The 18,966-nt window shown below is 60.7% G+C and carries 18 protein-coding genes; 12 read left to right on the forward strand and 6 right to left on the reverse strand.

Annotated features, from left to right (window positions below; genetic code table 11):
- Complete coding sequence (locus ACM6IM_RS12850; protein WP_414865316.1) at positions 1 to 1,035, reverse strand: RHS repeat-associated core domain-containing protein; 1,035 nt, start codon at positions 1,033 to 1,035, stop codon at positions 1 to 3.
- Positions 1,036 to 1,186: 151 nt separating this feature from the next.
- Positions 1,187 to 1,555: a hypothetical protein gene (locus ACM6IM_RS12855; protein WP_414865317.1), complete on the reverse strand. Its 369-nt coding sequence runs from the start codon at positions 1,553 to 1,555 to the stop codon at positions 1,187 to 1,189.
- Between the two features lie 224 nt (positions 1,556 to 1,779).
- Between ACM6IM_RS12855 and ACM6IM_RS12860 the strand changes: the two genes are divergently transcribed.
- Both ACM6IM_RS12860 and ACM6IM_RS12865 read left to right on the forward strand, forming a co-directional pair.
- Positions 1,780 to 3,078 (forward strand): serine/threonine protein kinase, encoded by a 1,299-nt coding sequence (locus ACM6IM_RS12860; protein ID WP_192302080.1) that lies wholly within the window; start codon positions 1,780 to 1,782, stop codon positions 3,076 to 3,078.
- Positions 3,071 to 3,859 carry a VacJ family lipoprotein gene (locus tag ACM6IM_RS12865; RefSeq protein ID WP_192302081.1) on the forward strand — a complete coding sequence of 263 codons (789 nt, stop codon included), beginning with the start codon at positions 3,071 to 3,073 and terminating at the stop codon, positions 3,857 to 3,859. Before ACM6IM_RS12860 ends, ACM6IM_RS12865 begins: the two co-directional genes overlap by 8 nt.
- Positions 3,860 to 3,922: 63 nt before the next feature.
- Here ACM6IM_RS12865 and ACM6IM_RS12870 read toward each other — a convergent pair whose 3' ends face one another.
- Positions 3,923 to 4,837 (reverse strand): DUF808 domain-containing protein, encoded by a 915-nt coding sequence (locus ACM6IM_RS12870; protein ID WP_414865318.1) that lies wholly within the window; start codon positions 4,835 to 4,837, stop codon positions 3,923 to 3,925.
- 135 nt (positions 4,838 to 4,972) lie between these two features.
- Here ACM6IM_RS12870 and ACM6IM_RS12875 point away from each other — a divergent pair, with 135 nt between their 5' ends.
- Entirely contained in the window at positions 4,973 to 5,578 is a 606-nt protein-coding gene (locus tag ACM6IM_RS12875) for a TetR/AcrR family transcriptional regulator (protein ID WP_201189681.1), read from the forward strand.
- Positions 5,579 to 5,682: 104 nt separating this feature from the next.
- On the opposite strand, the gene ACM6IM_RS12880 is transcribed toward ACM6IM_RS12875, so the two are convergent.
- Together ACM6IM_RS12880 and ACM6IM_RS12885 are read right to left on the reverse strand one after the other, a co-directional pair.
- Entirely contained in the window at positions 5,683 to 6,141 is a 459-nt protein-coding gene (locus ACM6IM_RS12880) for an REP-associated tyrosine transposase (RefSeq protein WP_414865319.1), read from the reverse strand.
- A 214-nt stretch (positions 6,142 to 6,355) separates the two neighbouring features.
- Complete coding sequence (locus ACM6IM_RS12885) at positions 6,356 to 6,796, reverse strand: GlcG/HbpS family heme-binding protein (RefSeq protein WP_414865320.1); 441 nt, start codon at positions 6,794 to 6,796, stop codon at positions 6,356 to 6,358.
- A 277-nt stretch (positions 6,797 to 7,073) separates the two neighbouring features.
- Between ACM6IM_RS12885 and gcl the strand changes: the two genes are divergently transcribed.
- The 8 genes from gcl (at position 7,074) to ACM6IM_RS12925 (ending at position 16,545) form a co-directional block, all read left to right on the forward strand.
- On the forward strand, positions 7,074 to 8,849 hold the full coding sequence (gcl, locus tag ACM6IM_RS12890) for a glyoxylate carboligase (protein ID WP_192302085.1): 1,776 nt from the start codon (positions 7,074 to 7,076) through the stop codon (positions 8,847 to 8,849).
- 137 nt (positions 8,850 to 8,986) lie between these two features.
- Positions 8,987 to 9,769, forward strand: a complete 783-nt coding sequence (gene hyi / locus ACM6IM_RS12895) for a hydroxypyruvate isomerase (RefSeq protein WP_192302086.1) — start codon at positions 8,987 to 8,989, stop codon at positions 9,767 to 9,769.
- 155 nt (positions 9,770 to 9,924) lie between these two features.
- Positions 9,925 to 10,815 (forward strand): 2-hydroxy-3-oxopropionate reductase, encoded by an 891-nt coding sequence (locus ACM6IM_RS12900; protein ID WP_192302087.1) that lies wholly within the window; start codon positions 9,925 to 9,927, stop codon positions 10,813 to 10,815.
- A 91-nt stretch (positions 10,816 to 10,906) separates the two neighbouring features.
- On the forward strand, positions 10,907 to 12,190 hold the full coding sequence (locus tag ACM6IM_RS12905) for a glycerate kinase (RefSeq protein WP_192302088.1): 1,284 nt from the start codon (positions 10,907 to 10,909) through the stop codon (positions 12,188 to 12,190).
- Positions 12,177 to 13,592 carry a pyruvate kinase gene (gene pyk / locus ACM6IM_RS12910; RefSeq protein WP_192302089.1) on the forward strand — a complete coding sequence of 472 codons (1,416 nt, stop codon included), beginning with the start codon at positions 12,177 to 12,179 and terminating at the stop codon, positions 13,590 to 13,592. The genes ACM6IM_RS12905 and pyk overlap by 14 nt, the downstream gene beginning before the upstream one ends.
- A 108-nt stretch (positions 13,593 to 13,700) precedes the next feature.
- Entirely contained in the window at positions 13,701 to 14,609 is a 909-nt protein-coding gene (locus ACM6IM_RS12915) for an urea transporter (RefSeq protein ID WP_414865321.1), read from the forward strand.
- 21 nt (positions 14,610 to 14,630) lie between these two features.
- Positions 14,631 to 15,455 (forward strand): ion transporter, encoded by an 825-nt coding sequence (locus tag ACM6IM_RS12920; RefSeq protein ID WP_192302091.1) that lies wholly within the window; start codon positions 14,631 to 14,633, stop codon positions 15,453 to 15,455.
- Between the two features lie 94 nt (positions 15,456 to 15,549).
- Complete coding sequence (locus tag ACM6IM_RS12925) at positions 15,550 to 16,545, forward strand: sulfate ABC transporter substrate-binding protein (RefSeq protein ID WP_192302092.1); 996 nt, start codon at positions 15,550 to 15,552, stop codon at positions 16,543 to 16,545.
- Positions 16,546 to 16,635: 90 nt separating this feature from the next.
- Here the strand turns inward: ACM6IM_RS12925 and ACM6IM_RS12930 are convergent, their stop codons facing one another.
- Positions 16,636 to 17,562, reverse strand: a complete 927-nt coding sequence (locus tag ACM6IM_RS12930) for a class I SAM-dependent methyltransferase (protein WP_414865322.1) — start codon at positions 17,560 to 17,562, stop codon at positions 16,636 to 16,638.
- 169 nt (positions 17,563 to 17,731) lie between these two features.
- Between ACM6IM_RS12930 and ACM6IM_RS12935 the strand changes: the two genes are divergently transcribed.
- Positions 17,732 to 18,937 carry an MFS transporter gene (locus tag ACM6IM_RS12935; protein WP_414865323.1) on the forward strand — a complete coding sequence of 402 codons (1,206 nt, stop codon included), beginning with the start codon at positions 17,732 to 17,734 and terminating at the stop codon, positions 18,935 to 18,937.
- The last annotated feature ends 29 nt before the right edge of the window (positions 18,938 to 18,966 follow it).

Here is an 18,966-nt window from a genome sequence, read left to right on the forward strand (position 1 = left end):
TCAACCGATTGAATACCTTCTCCCGTCTATGCCCTGCCGCCATTCCCGTAGGGCTCCAGGATCACCTAGGAAATACCCACGCAGTGCGTTGTTAAACACCCTGCTAGCCTCGATAGCCGAATTGTTAGCGTCGATATATGCTTTATACGCAGGGTGCTCGGGGATTAACGTGACATCCAAACCCTTGGCATTGACAACTTCTTTGAGCTTGGTGAGATTCGTTTCGGCTGAATGCAACTTGCTGGCTGCTCTTGATACATTGTCAGCCGTGATATCTACCAGTCCCAAGGCATTGCCTTGAGGCACAGTACTAGCCAAATCAAGCGGCATCAACGTCTGGACATCGGCACCTGGACCAAAAGGGGGCAGTACGGCACTCTTGATGCTGGCATTCATTTTCGAGCCCCGCCCCATTGCTTGTCCGCCCTGCAGAGCAGCAATGCCAGTCCCCGATGACGATCGTTGTACGGTGCGTTGCAGATATTTACCGAGAAACGCTGAAAAAAAACGGCCCGACGGATCAACTCGATTGATCGGCTCCCTCCCGCAGTAGCCGTATGCATTCAATCCGCCTTTGCCGAACGGACTCAGGCGATCCGCGCTGCAGAACTGCATCAGCACAGGACTGTAAACGCGGTGACCGTTGCCCAGCAAATAACTCCCGACCACCGACTCTCGACGCTGACCAGCAAAGCCCAGAAGGCTGATCGCCTGAACGCCAGCGTGACGATGACCATAAGGTGAATAAACGTATTGCTGATGTTCATCAGCCGTCACGCAATGCAGCACCGAACGCTGCAGGTCCGTCGCCAGCAGAGCGCTCTCAATCCGGTCAGCGTGACGCTGGTGCTGCCCCAACAGCGATTGCTGCCACTCGAACACGGAATACTGAGTCGTATTCTGTACCTCTGTCACCAGCCGATCATGCCGGTAAAAACGCTGACTGGTTTGATGGTCAAGAGATGCACTGTCGGTCACACGATCCAGTGCGTCGTACCGATAGCGAGATAGCACAGTTTCTGCCTGACCGGTCATGGCGACGCTCCGCTTCATACGGGTGGTGTATGACTAGAGTCGGAGCAAACGGCATGGCTGTCCACTATCAGAACTGATAGGCCTGTCGAATTGGCATGCCCTTGATGCCTCACTGATCAGTAAAATATGAGCCTGCCACCGATAGCATCGATCAGGCGATGCGAGACGCCCGCACCAGCCGCAACCCCGCAATCACCACCGCAAACACCGCCAGTGTCGTGTTGTACAACGCCAGTGCCGGCAACCCGAGCACCAGCGCCAGCACCGCCAGCCACCACCCTGCCCGCCCTGGCAACACGAAACCGGTCAGGGCGCAGACCAGGGCGCCCCAGCCCAAGACCTTGAAGTGAATCATCAAGCCCAGGTTCGAACGGACCTGGCATTCCCAGCGACTCGCCTCATCGACGCAGATGCCGACCCACTGCGCATCCTCCATGAAGCCGTAACGCGCGCCATAACTGGCGGCCAGCCACAACGGCAGCAAAACGAGCAGAAGAATCACGGGCAGGCGGCGGGACATGAAGCACTCCAATCATCGAAAACGGCCGTCAGCTTAATCGCCCAACAGCGTTAAGCAAACGCTAACAACAGTTAACTGGTCATCCAATCGCTGCAAAGTGTATCGTCCAGCTACTATTACTCCGAAATCAGGCCTGTTTGGTGCCGATGCATGGCACTTTGGCGCATTTGCCGTGGTCATAGCCTGCGAACTTCATTCGGCACCTTTCCTTAAGGGATTCAGTCATGCTCCGTTCCTTGCGCTTCGCCGCCTTGTTTAGCGGCCTTATATTGAGTGCGTCCGCACTGGCGGCTGATATCGACGCCGCCAGTTATGGCTACCCTTTGACCAACCCGTTTGAAGCCACGATCGCCACGACACCGCCCGACTTGCGTCCGGAGCTGCCGCTGGATGATGACATCAATCAATCGGACCACACCCTCGCGCTACGCCCGGAGCGCGAGTTCCAGTTGCCTGACAACTTCTGGCCGGTGAAAAAACTCACCTACCGCATCGCCACCCAGGACAAGCCCGCACCGCTGATCTTCCTGATCGCCGGCACCGGCGCACGCTACGACAGCACCCTGAACGAGTACCTGAAAAAGCTTTACTACAAGGCTGGCTACCACGTGGTGCAACTGTCGTCGCCGACCAGTTTCGACTTCATCAGCGCCGCGTCGCGCTTTGCCACCCCCGGCATCAGCAAGGACGACGCCGAGGACATGTACCGCGTGATGCAGGCGGTGCGGGCGCAAAACCCGAAACTGCCGGTCACCGATTACTACCTGTCGGGCTACAGCTTGGGCGCACTGGATGCCGCGTTCGTCGCCCACCTGGACGAAACCCGCCGCAGCTTCAACTTCAAGAAAGTGCTGCTGCTCAACCCGCCGGTCAATCTCTACACCTCGATCACCAACCTCGACAAGCTGGTCCAGACCGAGGTCAAGGGCATCAACAACACCACCACCTTCTATGAGCTGGTGCTGAACAAACTGACCCGCTACTTCCAGCAGAAAGGCTACATCGACCTCAACGACGCGCTGCTCTACGACTTCCAGCAGTCCAAGCAGCACCTGACCAACGAACAGATGGCCATGTTGATCGGCACCTCGTTCCGTTTTTCGGCGGCCGACATTGCCTTCACCTCGGACCTGATCAACCGCCGCGGCCTGATCACGCCGCCCAAGACGCCGATCACCGAAGGCACCAGCCTCACGCCTTACCTCAAACGCGCACTGCAATGTGACTTCGACTGCTATATCACCGAACAGGTGATCCCGATGTGGCGCGCCCGCACCGATGGCGGCAGCCTGCTGCAATTGATCGACCAGGTGAGCATGTATGCGCTGGAGGATTACCTGCGCAAGAGCCCGAAAATCGCCGTCATGCACAATGCCGACGACGTGATCCTCGGCCCCGGCGACCTCGGTTTCCTGCGCCGCACCTTTGGCGATCGCCTGACCGTCTACCCACTGGGCGGCCACTGCGGCAACCTTAACTACCGCGTCAACAGCGACGCCATGCTGGAGTTCTTCCGTGGCTAAATACCTCCTGCTTATCGCCGCGCTGCTCTGTGCAACCACCGCCAATGCCGACAACAGCAAGGCCAACGCCCCCGTGGTCATCGACAGTGATGGCTTCAAGGAACCGTTGAGCAAGCTCAAGTTCAACCCGGGACTGGATCAACGCGAGTTCGAGCGTTCGACGCTGAGTGCGCTGAACGTCTATGACCCGCTGGAAGAATGGAACCGTCGCGTCTACCACTTCAACTACCGCTTCGACCAATGGATCTTCCTGCCGGTGGTCGACGGCTATCGTTACGTCACCCCGAGTTTCCTGCGCACGGGTGTCAGCAACTTCTTCAACAACCTGGGCGACGTGCCCAACCTGCTCAACAGCCTCTTGCAGTTCAAGGGCCAGCGCTCGATGGAAATCACCGGGCGCCTGCTGCTCAACACCACCATTGGCATCGCCGGCCTGTGGGACCCGGCCACCGCCATGGGCCTGCCGCGCCAGAGCGAAGACTTTGGCCAGACCCTGGGCTTCTACGGCGTCCCCGCCGGCGCGTACTTCGTCCTGCCGATTCTCGGACCGTCGAACCTGCGGGATACCGGTGGCCTGGTGGTGGATTTCAGCGCCGAGAATGCGATCAACTTCCTCAATGTGGCCGAAGTCAGCTCCAACCACCCGGAAGTGTGGCTTCTGCGCGCCGTCGACAAGCGCTATCAGACCAGCTTCCGCTACGGTCAGCTGAACTCGCCGTTCGAGTACGAGAAGGTGCGGTACGTGTACACCGAATCGCGCAAGTTGCAGATTGCCGAGTAACGATCACCCCGATGTACGGTGGGAGAGAGCAGGCTCGCTCCCACCTGTCTGCAGGGGTCGGCTTCAGCCTTTCAGCGCTTTCCAGGTTTTACTGACCGCCATCACTCCCGCCAGCACCACCGCCCCCGCCACGATCCCCGCCAGCCCATTGAGCAGCATCGACACGACAAACCCAGCTGCACCCGCTCCGGCACTGACACCCTCGATCCAGTGATGCACCAGCGGCACACCGTGAGTCAGAATGCCGCCGCCCACCAGGAACATCGCCGCCGTGCCAATCACCGACAGGCTTTTCATCATGTACGGTGCCGCACGCAGAATACCCGCACCGATGCGCCTGGCGATCTGCCCCGGTTTTTGCGTCAACCACAAACCCAGGTCATCGAGTTTGACGATACCGGCGACCAGACCGTAAACGCCAATGGTCATGACAATGGCGATGCCGGACAGCACCAGCACCTGCTGGGTCAGCGCGGCGCCGGCCACGGTGCCGAGGGTGATGGCGATGATTTCCGCCGAGAGAATGAAGTCGGTACGGATCGCCCCCTTGATCTTGTCTTTTTCGAAGGCCACCAGGTCCACCGCCGGATCGGCCACGGCCTCGACCAGCTCGGCATGCTCCGCCTGATCTTCGGCCTTGCTGTGGAGGAACTTGTGCGCGAGCTTTTCGAAACCTTCGAAGCACAGGTACGCGCCGCCGACCATCAACAGCGGCGTGACCAGCCACGGAATGAACGCGCTGATGGCCAATGCCGATGGCACCAGGATCAGCTTGTTGACGAACGAGCCCTTGGCCACCGCCCACACCACGGGAATTTCCCGCTCGGCACGCACGCCACTGACCTGCTGGGCATTGAGGGCCAGATCATCGCCCAGCACGCCGGCGGTTTTCTTTGCGGCCATCTTGGTCATCAACGCGACGTCGTCCAGTACGGCGGCAATGTCGTCGATCAGCAACAGCAAGCTGCTTCCTGCCATGAATCGCACTTCCTTCATTCAATGAATGCCTTGCAGCATAGCGCGGCCGCGCGCCGCATGGTGCATTCTTGAGCGCCGCCAAAGGCCGGTGCTACCATGCGCAACCGCCAGAACAGGCAAGGAACCCCCTGGTTTATGAGCACGATCCGCGAGCGCAACAAACAACTGATACTGCGTGCCGCCAGTGAGGAATTTGCCGACAAGGGCTTCGCTGCGACCAAAACCAGCGACATCGCCGCCAAGGCGGGATTGCCCAAACCCAACGTCTACTACTACTTCAAGACCAAGGAAAACCTTTACCGCGAGGTCCTGGAAAGCATCATCGAGCCGATCCTGCAGGCGTCGACGCCCTTCAATCCGGAAGGCAAACCCAGTGACGTGCTGAGCGGCTACATCCGTTCGAAAATCCGCATCTCCCGCGATCTGCCCTTCGCCTCGAAAGTGTTCGCCAGCGAAATCATGCACGGTGCCCCGCACCTGAGCACCGACCTGGTGGAACAGCTCAACAGCCAGGCCAGGCACAACATCGCCTGCATCCAGACCTGGATCGACCGCGGCCAGATCGCCCCCCTCGACCCGCATCACCTGATGTTCAGCATCTGGGCAGCGACCCAGACCTACGCCGACTTCGACTGGCAGATCACGGCGGTTACCGGCAAGGAAAAGCTCGACGAAGCGGACTATGAAGCCGCGGCACAAACGATTATCCGGTTGGTGCTCAAGGGGTGTGAGCCGGACTGAAGGACCGAGTTGCCTTCATTCGCGAGCAAGCCCGCTCCCACATTTTGAAACGCGGCCTCCTGTGGGAGCGGGCTTGCTCGCGAATGGGGCAACTCGGTATCCGATCAAACCCAGATCGCATCCCACAATGGATAGTCGCCAAGCTTTTCCACCAACCCCGCCCTCAATGGGTTAGCCACCACATACCTGGCAAGCTTCACCAGATCTTCTTCCTTGCGGAGTGCATGATCATGAAAGCCCTGCTGCCAAAGACTCCCCGATCTGCCAGTGACTGAGTTGACCGCTCGGGCGCTTAAAGATTTGGCCTGACACATCAGTTGGCCCAGCGAGCCTTTGTTCAACTGAACCAACCAATGGAAATGGTCTGGCATGACCACCCAAGCCAGCGAGTCGGCGAAGCCGTCATCCTGTGCCTGTCTGAATTGATGAACCACCAATCTGCCAAGGCAATAGTCCCTGAAAACGGGCTCTCGTCTCAGGATATTGGCAGTCAGCAGATAAATTCTATTCTGCTCGGCATAGCGACCGATGCGCAGGCGATGTGAAGCTGATAGTTCAGGCATTCCCTTGCCCCTCTCCTATTGAAGTCATCAGAAGGCTAGGTCAGTGCCTGTGCATGATGCGCACGGGCTTTTAGCTGGATGTGTCTGCAAGATTGCTTTCGCGAGCAAACCCGCTCCCATAGTGGATTTGCGGTGCTCAGACATTTTGTGTCTGACACAGAACCTCTGTGGGAGCGGGCTTGCTCGCGAAAGCGGCCGCTCAATCAGCGAAGAATCAAGCCACCACCCCCGCATCCGCCCTCAACCCCACCCTCTCGATCGCGTTGATCGCGCACTGTTCATCCACATCCGACAGATCCCCGCTGATTCCCACCGCTCCCAGCACATTCCCTTCCTGATCCCGAACAAGCACACCACCCGGTGCCGGCACCACGCTGCCCTGCCCCAGGCTGTTCAGGGCGGCGATGAAGGCCGGGCGTTGTTGTGCGTCCAGCGCCAGCAGGCGCGAGCCCTTGCCCAATGCGATGGCGCCCCAGGCCTTGCCGATGGCGACGTGGGGGCGCAGCAGGCTCGCGCCGTCTTCGCGTTGCAGGGTGACCAGGTGCCCGCCTGTATCCAGGACCGCGATGGTCAGGGGGGCGGCGCCGATAGCCCGCCCCGCGTTGATGGCTTCGTTAGCCAGGTTGACTGCCACTTTCAAGGTTAAAGCGCTCATGGTGCCGTCCTCATTTCGTGATTGGGAAAGCGGGGGCTGCGCATTTCTCTGACACTTTCGCCGCAGCCGAATACAACAAATAGAACACAATGAGATATGTTTTTGTATACAATAATTCTCTTAATTCGTTGTGAGCGACGAAAAACCACAGCAAAACGGCCTTCCGACGAATGAAACAGCTGCTTGAGAAAATGGATTGACCTGCACGGCCTGCCGTGAATAAACTCGACGCAAAGCCACTTGTATACAATTACAAAACGTAAAGAGGCACAAAACCATGAGCAAAATGAGAGCAATCGAAGCCGCCGTTCTGGTGATGCGCCGTGAAGGGGTTGAAACCGCTTTTGGCATTCCCGGCGCCGCAATCAACCCGCTGTACTCCGCCCTGCAAAAGGTCGGCGGCATCGATCACGTCCTCGCTCGCCACGTCGAAGGCGCCTCGCACATGGCCGAGGGCTACACCCGCACCAAGGCCGGCAACATCGGCGTGTGCATCGGCACCTCGGGCCCTGCCGGCACCGACATGGTCACCGGGCTCTACAGTGCCTCTGCGGACTCCATCCCGATCCTGTGCATCACCGGGCAAGCACCCCGCGCCCGCCTGCACAAGGAAGACTTCCAGGCTGTCGACATCACCAGCATCGTCAAGCCGGTGACCAAGTGGGCAACCACCGTTCTGGAGCCGGGCCAGGTGCCCTACGCGTTCCAGAAGGCGTTCTACGAAATGCGCTCCGGTCGCCCAGGCCCGGTGCTGATCGACTTGCCGTTCGACGTGCAGATGGCGGAAATCGAATTCGACATCGACGCCTATCAGCCGCTGCCACTGGCCAAGCCCAGTGCCACCCGCGTCCAGGTGGAAAAAGCCCTGGCCTTGCTGGATCAGGCCGAACGCCCATTGCTGGTGGCCGGTGGCGGCATCATTAACGCCGATGCCAGCGATCTGCTGGTAGAGTTCGCCGAATTGACCGGTATCCCGGTCATCCCGACGCTGATGGGCTGGGGCAGCATTCCGGACGATCACCCGTTGATGGTCGGCATGGTCGGCCTGCAAACCTCGCACCGTTACGGCAACGCGACGATGCTCAAGTCGGACGTGGTCCTGGGCATCGGCAACCGTTGGGCCAACCGTCACACCGGTTCGGTGGAGGTGTACACCGAAGGCCGCAAATTCATTCATGTGGACATCGAAGGCACGCAGATCGGCCGTGTGTTCACCCCGGACCTGGGCATCGTCTCCGACGCCGCCGCCGCGCTGACTGTGTTCATCGAGGTCGCTCGCGAGTGGCAAGCCGCCGGTAAGTTGAAAAACCGCAGCGCCTGGCTGCAGGACTGCCAGCAGCGCAAGGCCAGCCTGCACCGCAAGACCCACTTCGACAACGTGCCGGTCAAGCCACAACGCGTCTACGAAGAGATGAACCAGGTCTTCGGCAAGGACACGTGCTACGTCAGCACCATCGGTCTGTCGCAGATTGCCGGCGCGCAGTTTCTGCACGTCTACAAGCCGCGTCACTGGATCAACTGCGGCCAGGCGGGTCCCCTGGGCTGGACCATTCCGGCGGCACTGGGCGTGGTCAAGGCTGATCCGAGCCGCAAGGTCGTGGCGCTGTCCGGCGATTACGACTTCCAGTTCATGATCGAAGAACTGGCCGTAGGCGCACAATTCAAGCTGCCGTACATCCACGTCGTGGTCAACAACTCGTACCTGGGGCTGATCCGTCAGGCCCAGCGCGGTTTCGACATGGACTATTGCGTGCAGCTGTCCTTCGATAACCTGAACGCACCGGAACTCAACGGTTACGGTGTCGACCATATCGCGGTGGCCGAAGGCCTGGGCTGCAAGGCGCTGCGCGTGTTCGAACCGGCTGACATTGCCCCTGCCCTGCGCAAGGCCGAAGCGTTGATCGAAGAGTTCAAGGTGCCGGTGATCGTCGAGATTATCCTGGAGCGCGTGACCAACATTTCCATGGGCACCGAGATCAACGCGGTCAACGAGTTCGAGGACCTGGCACTGGTCGGCAACGACGCACCAACGGCGATTTCGATGCTTGATTGAAGATTGAACTTTTCCCTGTGGGAGCGAGCAGGCTCGCGATAGCGGTGTGTCAGATTACAGGGAGGCTGAACACACCGGTTTCATCGCGAGCAGGCTCGCTCCCGCAGGGGACCTCACAAGATTTACAGGAGACCACCATGCCGCGTTTCGCAGCCAACCTGTCCATGCTGTTCACCGAGCAGGATTTTCTCGCCCGTTTCGAAGCCGCCGCCAAGGCCGGCTTCAGTGGTGTCGAGTACCTGTTCCCCTACGACTTCAGCTCCGCCGAGATCAAGGCCCGGCTCGATGCCAATGGCCTGACCCAAGTGCTGTTCAACCTGCCGGCCGGTGACTGGGCCAAGGGCGAGCGCGGTCTGGCCTGCCTGCCGGATCGCGTTGAAGAATTCCGCGCCGGTGTCGACCTGGCGATTGCCTATGCGCAAGTGCTGGGCAACACCCAGGTCAACTGCCTGGCCGGCATTCGCCCACAGGGCGTCGATGACGCCACCGTGGAAAAGACTTTCGTCGCCAACCTCAAGTACGCGGCCGACAAGCTGCAGGCGGTGGGCATCAAGCTGGTGATGGAAGCGATCAACACCCGCGACATCCCGGGCTTCTACCTAAACAACACGGCCCAGGCCCTGTCGATTCGCGAACAGGTGGGCAGCCCCAACCTGTTCCTGCAATACGACATCTATCACATGCAAATCATGGAGGGCGACCTGGCCCGCACCATGGCCGCGCACCTGGGCGAGATCAACCACATCCAGCTGGCCGACAACCCGGGGCGCAACGAACCGGGCACGGGTGAAATCAACTACCGCTTCCTGTTCGAACACCTGGATCGCATTGGCTACCAGGGTTGGGTGGGTTGCGAATACAAGCCGCTGACCACCACCGAAGCAGGTCTGGGCTGGTTGAAAACCCACAACGCGATCTGACCCGGATCCTATGTGAGAGCGAGCCTGCTCGCGATGAGGGTGGCACTTTCAATACTTGTATTGCCTGCCAAACCGCTATCGCGAGCAGGGCTCGCCCCCACAAAAAGCAGCACCCCCCATTTGCTTGAGCAAGACAAAAACAAGAGGAATTTCTCATGGCTAAAATCGGATTCATCGGCACCGGCATCATGGGCCACCCAATGGCGGCGAACCTGCAGAAAGCCGGTCACAGCCTGTTCCTGTCGGCGCATCACGATGCGGCACCGGCCGATCTGGTCGCCGCTGGCGCCATCGCTCTGGCGAACCCGAAAGAAGTCGCCCAGGAAGCCGAGTTCATCATCGTCATGGTGCCGGATACCCCGCAAGTCGACGACGTGCTGTTCCGCGCCGACGGCGTGGCTGCCGGTGTCGGCAAAGGCAAGGTGGTGATCGATATGAGTTCGATCTCGCCGACGGCCACCAAGGCCTTCGCGGCCAGGATCAACGAGAAAGGCGCGCAGTACCTCGACGCTCCGGTGTCCGGCGGTGAAGTCGGCGCCAAGGCCGCGACCCTGAGCATCATGGTCGGCGGCGAGGCGGATGCCTTCGAACGCGCCCTGCCGCTGTTCCAGGCCATGGGCAAGAACATCACCCTGGTCGGCGGCAATGGCGACGGTCAAACCGCGAAGGTGGCGAACCAGATCATCGTCGCGCTGAACATCCAGGCGGTGGCCGAAGCCTTGCTGTTCGCGTCGAAAAACGGTGCCGATCCGGCCAAGGTGCGTGAAGCGCTGATGGGTGGCTTCGCTTCGTCGAAGATCCTTGAAGTGCATGGCGAGCGCATGATCAAGGGCACCTTCGATCCAGGTTTCCGCATCAGCCTGCACCAGAAGGACCTCAACCTGGCCCTGCAAGGCGCCAAGGAACTGAACATCAACCTGCCGAACACTGCCAACGCCCAGCAAGTGTTCAGCACCTGCGCAGCCATCGGCGGCAGCAACTGGGACCACTCGGCGCTGATCAAGGGCCTGGAACACATGGCGAACTTCTCGATTCGCGATCAGTAAACCCCGTACGCCCCCCTGTGGGAGTGGGCTTGCCCGCTCCCACAGGGTTCCGAGTGACCCCTTCCAATAACAAGAATCCCGGGAGCCCGCCATGTCGGTCGATCCGCAACAACTGCTGCGCGAGCTGTTTGCCACAGCCATCGACGCGGCCCATCCGCAGCACGTCCTCGAAGCGCACTTGCCAGCCGACCGCAGCGGTCGGGTGATTGTCATCGGTGCCGGCAAGGCCGCCGCCGCCATGGCCCAGGTGGTCGAGCGCTGCTGGCAGGGCGAAGTGTCCGGTCTGGTCGTGACGCGTTATGGTCACGGCGCCCCCTGCGAAAAAATCGAAGTGGTCGAGGCCGCACACCCGGTGCCCGATGCGGCCGGCCAGGCGGTGGCCAGGCGCGTCTTCGAACTGGTCAGCGGCCTGACGGAAGACGACCGCGTAATCTTCCTGCTGTCCGGTGGCGGTTCGGCGTTGCTCGCCCTGCCAGCGGCAGGCATCAGCCTGGCCGACAAGCAATCGATCAACAAGGCCCTGCTCACCTCCGGCGCCTCCATCGGCGAGATGAACTGCGTGCGCAAGCACCTCTCGGCGATCAAGGGCGGGCGCCTGGGCAAGGCCTGCTGGCCGGCCACCGTTTACACCTACGCGATTTCCGATGTGCCGGGGGATCTTGCCACGGTCATCGCCTCCGGCCCCACCGTCGCCGACCCCAGCACCTCGGCCGAGGCGCTGGCGATCCTCAAGCGCTACGCCATCGAGGTGCCGGCGTCCGTGCGCAACTGGCTGCAAAACCCGGCATCGGAAACTGTCAAACCCGGCGACCCGAGCCTGGCCCGCAGCCACTTTCAGTTGATCGCCCGCCCGCAACAGTCGCTGGAGGCGGCGGCGGTGAAATGCCGTCAGGCCGGGTTCAGCCCGCTGATCCTCGGCGACCTGGAGGGCGAATCCCGCGAAGTGGCCAAAGTCCATGCCGGCATCGCCCGCCAGGTGGTGTTACATGGCCAGCCGCTGGCGGCACCCTGCGTGATTCTGTCGGGCGGCGAAACCACCGTCACCGTGCGCGGCAATGGCCGTGGCGGGCGCAACGCCGAATTCTTGCTGAGCCTGACCGACAGCCTCAAAGGCCTGCCCGGCGTCTACGCGCTGGCCGGTGATACCGATGGCATCGACGGCTCCGAGGACAACGCCGGCGCGATCATGACCCCGGACAGCTACGCCCGCGCCACGGCGCTGGGCCTGAGCGCCAGTGACGAGTTGGACAACAACAATGGCTACGGCTATTTCGCCGCGCTCGATGCCCTGATCGTCACGGAACCGACCCGCACCAACGTCAACGACTTCCGCGCCATTCTGATTCTCGAGAGCCCTCACCATGAAGCCCGATAAAAAGGTCAAGATCCTCGCCACCCTGGGCCCCGCCATCGGCGGGATCGACGACATCCGCGAACTGGTGCAGGCCGGGGTCAACATCTTTCGCCTGAACTTCAGCCATGGCGATCATGCCGACCATGCCCAGCGCTACCGGTGGATTCGTGAAGTCGAGCGCCAGCTCAATTATCCGCTGGGCATCCTGATGGACCTGCAAGGCCCGAAACTGCGGGTTGGCACGTTCGCCGAGGGCAAGGTGCAACTGCATCGCGGCCAGGCCCTGCGCCTGGACTTGGACCCGACCCCGGGCGATGAGCGCCGGGTCAACCTGCCGCATCCGGAAATCATTGCCGCACTGGAGCCGGGCATGGACCTGCTGTTGGACGACGGCAAGCTGCGCTTGCGGGTGGTCAGCAAGGTCGGCGACGCCATCGACACCACCGTGCTCAATGGCGGCGAGCTGTCCGACCGCAAAGGCGTGAATGTGCCACAAGCGGTGCTGGAGCTGAGCCCGTTGACCGCCAAGGATCGCCGCGACTTGAGTTTCGGCCTGGAACTCGGCGTGGACTGGGTCGCGCTGTCGTTCGTGCAACGCCCGGAAGACATGCGCGAGGCACGTGCACTGATCGGTGACAAGGCGTTCCTGATGGCCAAGATCGAGAAACCCTCGGCAGTCACGCAACTGCGGGAAATTGCCGAATTGAGCGACGCGATCATGGTCGCTCGCGGCGATCTGGGCGTGGAAGTCCCGGCCGAAAGCGTGCCGCAGATTCAGAAGACCATCATCGGCATTTGCCGCCAGCTCGGCAAACCGGTGGTGGTGGCGACGCAGATGCTTGAATCGATGCGGTTCTCCCCGGCGCCGACCCGCGCTGAAGTCACCGATGTCGCCAATGCCGTGGCCGAGGGTGCCGATGCGGTCATGCTGTCGGCGGAAACCGCCTCCGGTGAGTACCCGCTGGAAGCCGTGCAGATGATGAGCAAGATCATCCGCCAGGTGGAGAACGGCCCGGACTATCAGACCCAGCTGGACGTCAGCCGTCCCAGGGCGGAAGCCACGGTGTCCGATGCAATCAGTTGCGCGATCCGCCGGATCAGCAACGTGCTGCCGGTGGCGGTGCTGGTGAACTACAGCGAATCGGGGACGTCGAGCCTGCGGGCCGCGAGGGAACGGCCGACGGTGCCAATCCTCAACCTGACGCCGAACCTGCAGGCGGCGCGTCGCCTGACCGTGGCGTGGGGGGTGCACTCTGTGGTCAACGATCGCCTGCGCCAGGTGGATGAGGTGTGTTCCACCGCGCTGGAAATTGCCCAGGCCCAGGGCATGGCCGAGCGTGGCGACACCCTGCTGATCACGGCGGGTGTGCCCTTCGGGCAGCCGGGGTCGACCAACTCGCTGCGTATCGAGACCCTTATCTAGCGGCTGCGTCGCCCCGTTCGCGGGCGAGCCCGCTCCTACAGTGGATGGTGTGGGAGCGAGCCTGCTCGCGATGAGGGCAACTCGATCCCACTGACTTCTTGAACTGCCATGCCTGCCAATCACTTCAACAGCCACTGCCCCGACTGGGCCGAAGCCCTGCTCAACGGTTTCAGTCAGGTCTTCCTCCAGCGCCACCCGCTCTGCGGCCTGCTGTGCCTGTGCGCCATCCTGTTTACCGCACCGGCGCTGCTGGGCGGCGCACTGCTCGGGGGCGTCGCCGGGCTGCTCACCGCTCAACGACGCCACTATGCAAAGGCCGATCGCCAGGCAGGCCTGTTCAGCTACAACGGCGTGTTGCTCGGCCTGTTGCTGAGCCTGTATTTCCCCTGGTCGCCGATGATGCCGCTGCTGATCCTGGCAGCCGGCGGCCTGAGTGCGATGATCACCCAGCAGTGGCTCAAGCGTGCCCGGGTCAATCACTGCGTGCCCGCCTACACCGCACCGTTCGTGGGCCTGAGCTGGCTGCTGCTGTGTTTCGCCACACCGTCGGTCATGCCCCCGCTGATCGACCTGAACACGGCTAACCTGTTGGCCGCAGCGTTCAGGGGAATCGGCCAGGTGATGTTCCTCGAACATCCGCTGGCCGGGGCGATGATTGCCGTCGGTTTGCTGATCGCCGACCGCCGGGTGTTCGGCTGGGCATTGACGGCCTCGATGCTCGGCCTGGGCTCCAGCCTGCTGCACCATGAGACCGCCACCGCGCTGGCGGGTCTGGGCGGTGCCAACGCGGTGCTGGCCGCCCTGGCCTTCAGCACGCAGCGCCAGCCACCCTGGCTGCCACTGGCGGGCATTGTCCTGGCCTTGCTGCTGACGCCGCTATTCGCCGCCGTTGGCCTGGCGACACTCACCGCGCCATTCATCCTCGCCTGCTGGCTGATCCGCGCCGCCCTCCAAATGTTCGGCAAAACCCCTGTCGATCCTTGCGCTCACGGCGACAATCAACCTAGGCTGCGCTGATCTTCGAGTCAGGCGTTATCCATGGACAGCAACAAAAACTGGCGTGAACAGCTCTACGTCATGATTTTTCAGACCGACACCCGGGCCGGCCGGCGTTTCGACGGCATTTTGCTGCTGATCATCCTCAGCAGCCTGGTGATCGTGATGCTCGACAGCATCGACACCGTCCACAAGAACTACGCCAATGTCCTGGCGTACATCGAGTGGGGCTTTACGGTGATCTTTCTCGGCGAGTACATCCTGCGCCTGTACTGCTCGCCCAAACCGCTGCGTTATGCGTTCAGCTTCTACGGCCTGGTGGATCTGCTGGCCATCGTGCCCGGTATCCTCGCCCTCTACTACGCCGACGCCCAATATCTGCTGATCATCCGGATCATACGGATGCTGCGGATTTTCCGGGTACTCAAGCTCAGCCCGTACCTCAAGCAAGCCAACTACCTGATGTCGGCTTTGCGGGGCAGCAAGCAGAAGATCGTGGTGTTCCTGGTCAGCGTCTGCACCCTGGTCACGGTGTTCGGCACGCTGATGTATGTGATCGAAGGCCCGGAGCATGGCTTTACCAGCATTCCCAAAGGCATTTACTGGGCTATCGTGACCCTGACCACCGTAGGCTTCGGCGATATCGTGCCGAAGACCCCGCTGGGCCAGGTGATATCGTCACTGGTGATGATCACCGGTTACTCGATCATCGCCGTACCGACCGGGATCTTCACCGCCGAATTGGCCAACGCCATGCGCGGTGAACAACTGCAACACGATTGCCCGGTCTGCAGGAAAAACAGCCATGAGCATGGCGCCGCATTCTGTTCGCGCTGTGGCAATGCGCTGTTTAAGAAACTGGAATAAGCAAAGTGCTTTTTAATCTTTAAAGGCCTATGCGGGCCCGGTTATAGTCGCTGGCAAAATGCCTCACCTTTAAATCTCGAACAAGGAATGCGCAGTGAAAAAACTCTTTGGCGCCTCACTTCTGGCCGCAGGCCTGGCCCTGACCAGCGTGGCTCAGGCTGCACCGACCCTGCTCAACGTGTCCTACGACGTGATGCGCGATTTCTACAAGGACTACAACACTGCGTTCCAGAAGCACTGGCAAGCCGAGCACAAGGAAAACATCACCATCCAGATGTCGTTCGGCGGTTCCAGCAAGCAGGCGCGTTCGGTCATCGACGGCCTGCCGGCTGACGTCATCACCATGAACATGGCCACCGACATCAACGCCCTGGCGGACAATGGCAAACTGGTCCCGGACAACTGGGTCACCCGCCTGCCGAACAACAGCGCTCCCTTCACCTCGGCCACGGTGTTCATCGTGCGCAAAGGCAACCCGAAAGCCCTGAAAGACTGGCCTGACCTGCTCAAGGACGGCGTGCAAGTGGTCGTGCCGAACCCGAAAACCTCGGGCAACGGCCGCTATACCTACCTGTCCGCCTGGGGCTATGTACTGAAGAACGGCGGCGACGAGAACAAGGCCAAGGCATTCGTCGGCAAACTGTTCAAACAGGCGCCGGTGCTCGACACCGGTGGCCGCGCCGCCACCACCACGTTCATGACCAACCAGATCGGCGACGTGCTGGTAACCTTCGAAAACGAAGCGGAAATGATTGCCCGCGAGTTCGGTCGCGACCAGTTCGAAGTCATCTACCCGAGCGTGTCCGCCGAAGCCGAGCCACCGGTGTCGGTGGTCGACAAAGTCGTCGAGAAAAAAGGCTCCCGCGCCGCTGCCGAGGAATATTTGAAGTTCCTGTGGTCGCCTGAAGGCCAGGAAATTGCCGCCGCCAACTACCTGCGTCCGCGCGACCCGGCGGTACTGGCCAAGTACACCGATCGTTTCCCGAAAGTGGACTTCCTGTCCGTGGAGAAAACCTTCGGCGACTGGCGCACCGTGCAGAAAACCCACTTCAATGACGGCGGGATTTTCGATCAGATCTACGCCCAGTAAGCATTGAATGGCCATGAAAAAGGCGACCTTCGAAGGTCGCCTTTTTTTGTGCGTTTGATTGCCTGACAGGGGTCAGGCCACCCAGAAGTCTTAATGCACGGGGTTGATATACGGTCCGCCCGTGAACTGGATGAACAATCGACGATACTCTTCATTTTCCGGATCGATGATCAAGGCCTGACGCAAAAACTCGACGCCTTCCTGAATATTGTCCAACTGGCAGTTGAGGGCAAACGCCAGATACAGGAAGTGGGCATTGAAGAAGTCGAACGACAGAGCGACCTTGACCATGTGCAGCGCCTTGCCAAGCTCTTGGGCCGTCAGGTGTGCATTGAACACTTCGTTGAACTGTTTGATGTCCTTGTAAACCAGAGCCGACAACCCGACCTGTTTTCTGAGCACCACTGTGTGGCCGTTTCCGACTTTGGTATCAGTCTCTTCTACGCATTCAATCAGCCAGTGGCCCAAGCCGACCGAGTTCATCAGGTTGATTGCGCGAAGCATGCTTTGCAAAGAGAACACCAGGTAGTGACATCTCCACGTCGCGGGGTCCACGGTGTTCATGTCGACACGCTTTTCATAGGCGTCGATCATTTGCTCCAGGGTCGTCAGCGCTCGAGGTCGATCGGTAGGCTCGGCATTCCTTTTCGGGAAGATGCAGAAGAAAACCCCTCCCTCCTTCACCACACGCGAGGATTCCACATAAGCTGCGAACATGTTGGGCACATGCTCGATCACGTGTGAGTTGATCAGGTAATCGAAGGTGGCGTCAGGAAACGGGATTGCCAGGAAATCGCCCAGCGCATCAACCTTGGCGGACTCGACGTTATAGTTCGCCTGTTCCTTCTTGTAATGGCCGTAGTCCTGAAGATCCTGCGGATACAGGTAGGATTCGCCATCACTGGGGCCCAGGTTGAGGCAATTGGGCAGGTAAAAGGCGTTATGAGCAGCGGCCCCGACCTCCAGACCCGCGCCCTGACAATACTTGCTGGCCAACGCCATGCCCTGCACTTTCATATCGACTCCAAAACCCTGGGAGAGATCTCCAGGCATCATCCGAAAAAAACCGAGAAATCCTAACCACGCACTCAGACTATCGGCAAGCGGGAAAAAACATTGAGCCAAAACCCGTTTCGCCCTACTTTCCCGGGCTGCGCGCATTTCAACTTGCCCAACGAGAAACCTGATGACCTCAACCACCCCATTGCCCCACGGCGCCGCGACAATGACCAAAGGCATGGTGCTGCTGTTTGCCTTCTGCTGCGGCGCCATCGTCGCCAACATCTACTATGCGCAACCGATCATCGACCTGATCGCGCCGGACGTCGGCCTGAGCAGCACCCTGGCCAGCCTGATCGTGTCGTTGACCCAGATCGGCTATGCGCTGGGCCTGTTCTTCCTGGTGCCGCTGGGCGATCTGCTGGAGAACCGCCGGTTGATGATCATCACCACGGTGGTGGCCATCGCCAGCCTGTTGGGCGCTGCGTTCACCGATCAACCGAACGTGTTCCTGTTGATCTCGTTGCTGGTGGGGTTCAGCTCGGTGTCGGTGCAGATCCTGATTCCGCTGGCAGCGCATCTGGCGCCGGAAGAGACACGCGGCCGGGTCGTCGGCGGCATCATGGGCGGTCTGCTGTTGGGGATTCTGCTGGCGCGACCGGTGTCCAGTGTCGTGGCCGATCATTTTGGCTGGCGCGCGATGTTTGTGATCGCGGCGCTGTTGATGGCGGCGATCAGCATCGTGCTCGCCCTGACGATACCCAAGCGCAAGCCCGATCACAGTGCCTCTTATGGCCAGTTGCTGGGTTCGCTGTGGACGCTGCTGCGGCAACAGCCGGTCCTGCGCCAGCGGGCGTTTTATCAGGGTTGCATGTTCGCGACGTTCAGCCTGTTCTGGACCGCCGTACCGCTGGAACTGGCACGCAGTCATGGTCTGTCGCAAACCCAGATCGCGATCTTCGCCCTGGTGGGCGCCATCGGTGCCATCGCCGCGCCGATTGCCGGTCGCCTGGCCGACGCCGGGCACACCCGCATCGCTTCGTTGCTCGCCTTGCTGTTCGCCAGCCTGAGCTTCCTGCCCGCCTTCATCCATCCGGTCTACAGCGTCATCGGCCTGGCGGTCACCGGCGTGGTTCTGGATTTCTGCGTGCAGATGAACATGGTCCTGGGCCAGCGCGCGGTCTACGCCCTCGACGCCCAAAGCCGCAGTCGCCTGAACGCTTTGTACATGACCAGCATTTTCATCGGTGGCGCGTTCGGCTCCTCGGTGGCCAGTGCGGTGTACGAGCACGGTGGCTGGTTGTGGATCGTGATCGTGGGCAGCACCTTTCCACTGCTGGCATTGTTGCGTTTTTTGAGTGTTTCACAGAAGGCTTCGTTGGCGGCGGCATAGCGCAGCAAAAGCTCACGAGCAGGTCTGCT

Origin of the sequence: Pseudomonas sp. IT-P12 (assembly GCF_949767465.1) — a bacterium.
In the GTDB taxonomy this organism is placed as follows: Bacteria; Pseudomonadota; Gammaproteobacteria; order Pseudomonadales; family Pseudomonadaceae; genus Aquipseudomonas.

Excerpts from the sequence above, each read along its gene's own strand:
- ACM6IM_RS12935 (WP_414865323.1), top strand. The coding sequence starts at position 17,732 with ATGACCTCAACCACCCCATTGCCCCACGGCGCCGCGACAATGACCAAA.
- ACM6IM_RS12880 (WP_414865319.1), bottom strand. The coding sequence starts at position 6,141 with ATGCCTGAACTATCAGCTTCACATCGCCTGCGCATCGGTCGCTATGCC.
- ACM6IM_RS12860 (WP_192302080.1), top strand. The coding sequence starts at position 1,780 with ATGCTCCGTTCCTTGCGCTTCGCCGCCTTGTTTAGCGGCCTTATATTG.
- ACM6IM_RS12870 (WP_414865318.1), bottom strand. The coding sequence starts at position 4,837 with ATGGCAGGAAGCAGCTTGCTGTTGCTGATCGACGACATTGCCGCCGTA.
- pyk (WP_192302089.1), top strand. The coding sequence starts at position 12,177 with ATGAAGCCCGATAAAAAGGTCAAGATCCTCGCCACCCTGGGCCCCGCC.
- gcl (WP_192302085.1), top strand. The coding sequence starts at position 7,074 with ATGAGCAAAATGAGAGCAATCGAAGCCGCCGTTCTGGTGATGCGCCGT.
- ACM6IM_RS12905 (WP_192302088.1), top strand. The coding sequence starts at position 10,907 with ATGTCGGTCGATCCGCAACAACTGCTGCGCGAGCTGTTTGCCACAGCC.
- ACM6IM_RS12900 (WP_192302087.1), top strand. The coding sequence starts at position 9,925 with ATGGCTAAAATCGGATTCATCGGCACCGGCATCATGGGCCACCCAATG.
- ACM6IM_RS12850 (WP_414865316.1), bottom strand. The coding sequence starts at position 1,035 with ATGACCGGTCAGGCAGAAACTGTGCTATCTCGCTATCGGTACGACGCA.
- ACM6IM_RS12930 (WP_414865322.1), bottom strand. The coding sequence starts at position 17,562 with ATGAAAGTGCAGGGCATGGCGTTGGCCAGCAAGTATTGTCAGGGCGCG.
- ACM6IM_RS12915 (WP_414865321.1), top strand. The coding sequence starts at position 13,701 with ATGCCTGCCAATCACTTCAACAGCCACTGCCCCGACTGGGCCGAAGCC.
- ACM6IM_RS12875 (WP_201189681.1), top strand. The coding sequence starts at position 4,973 with ATGAGCACGATCCGCGAGCGCAACAAACAACTGATACTGCGTGCCGCC.
- ACM6IM_RS12920 (WP_192302091.1), top strand. The coding sequence starts at position 14,631 with ATGGACAGCAACAAAAACTGGCGTGAACAGCTCTACGTCATGATTTTT.
- ACM6IM_RS12855 (WP_414865317.1), bottom strand. The coding sequence starts at position 1,555 with ATGTCCCGCCGCCTGCCCGTGATTCTTCTGCTCGTTTTGCTGCCGTTG.
- ACM6IM_RS12885 (WP_414865320.1), bottom strand. The coding sequence starts at position 6,796 with ATGAGCGCTTTAACCTTGAAAGTGGCAGTCAACCTGGCTAACGAAGCC.
- hyi (WP_192302086.1), top strand. The coding sequence starts at position 8,987 with ATGCCGCGTTTCGCAGCCAACCTGTCCATGCTGTTCACCGAGCAGGAT.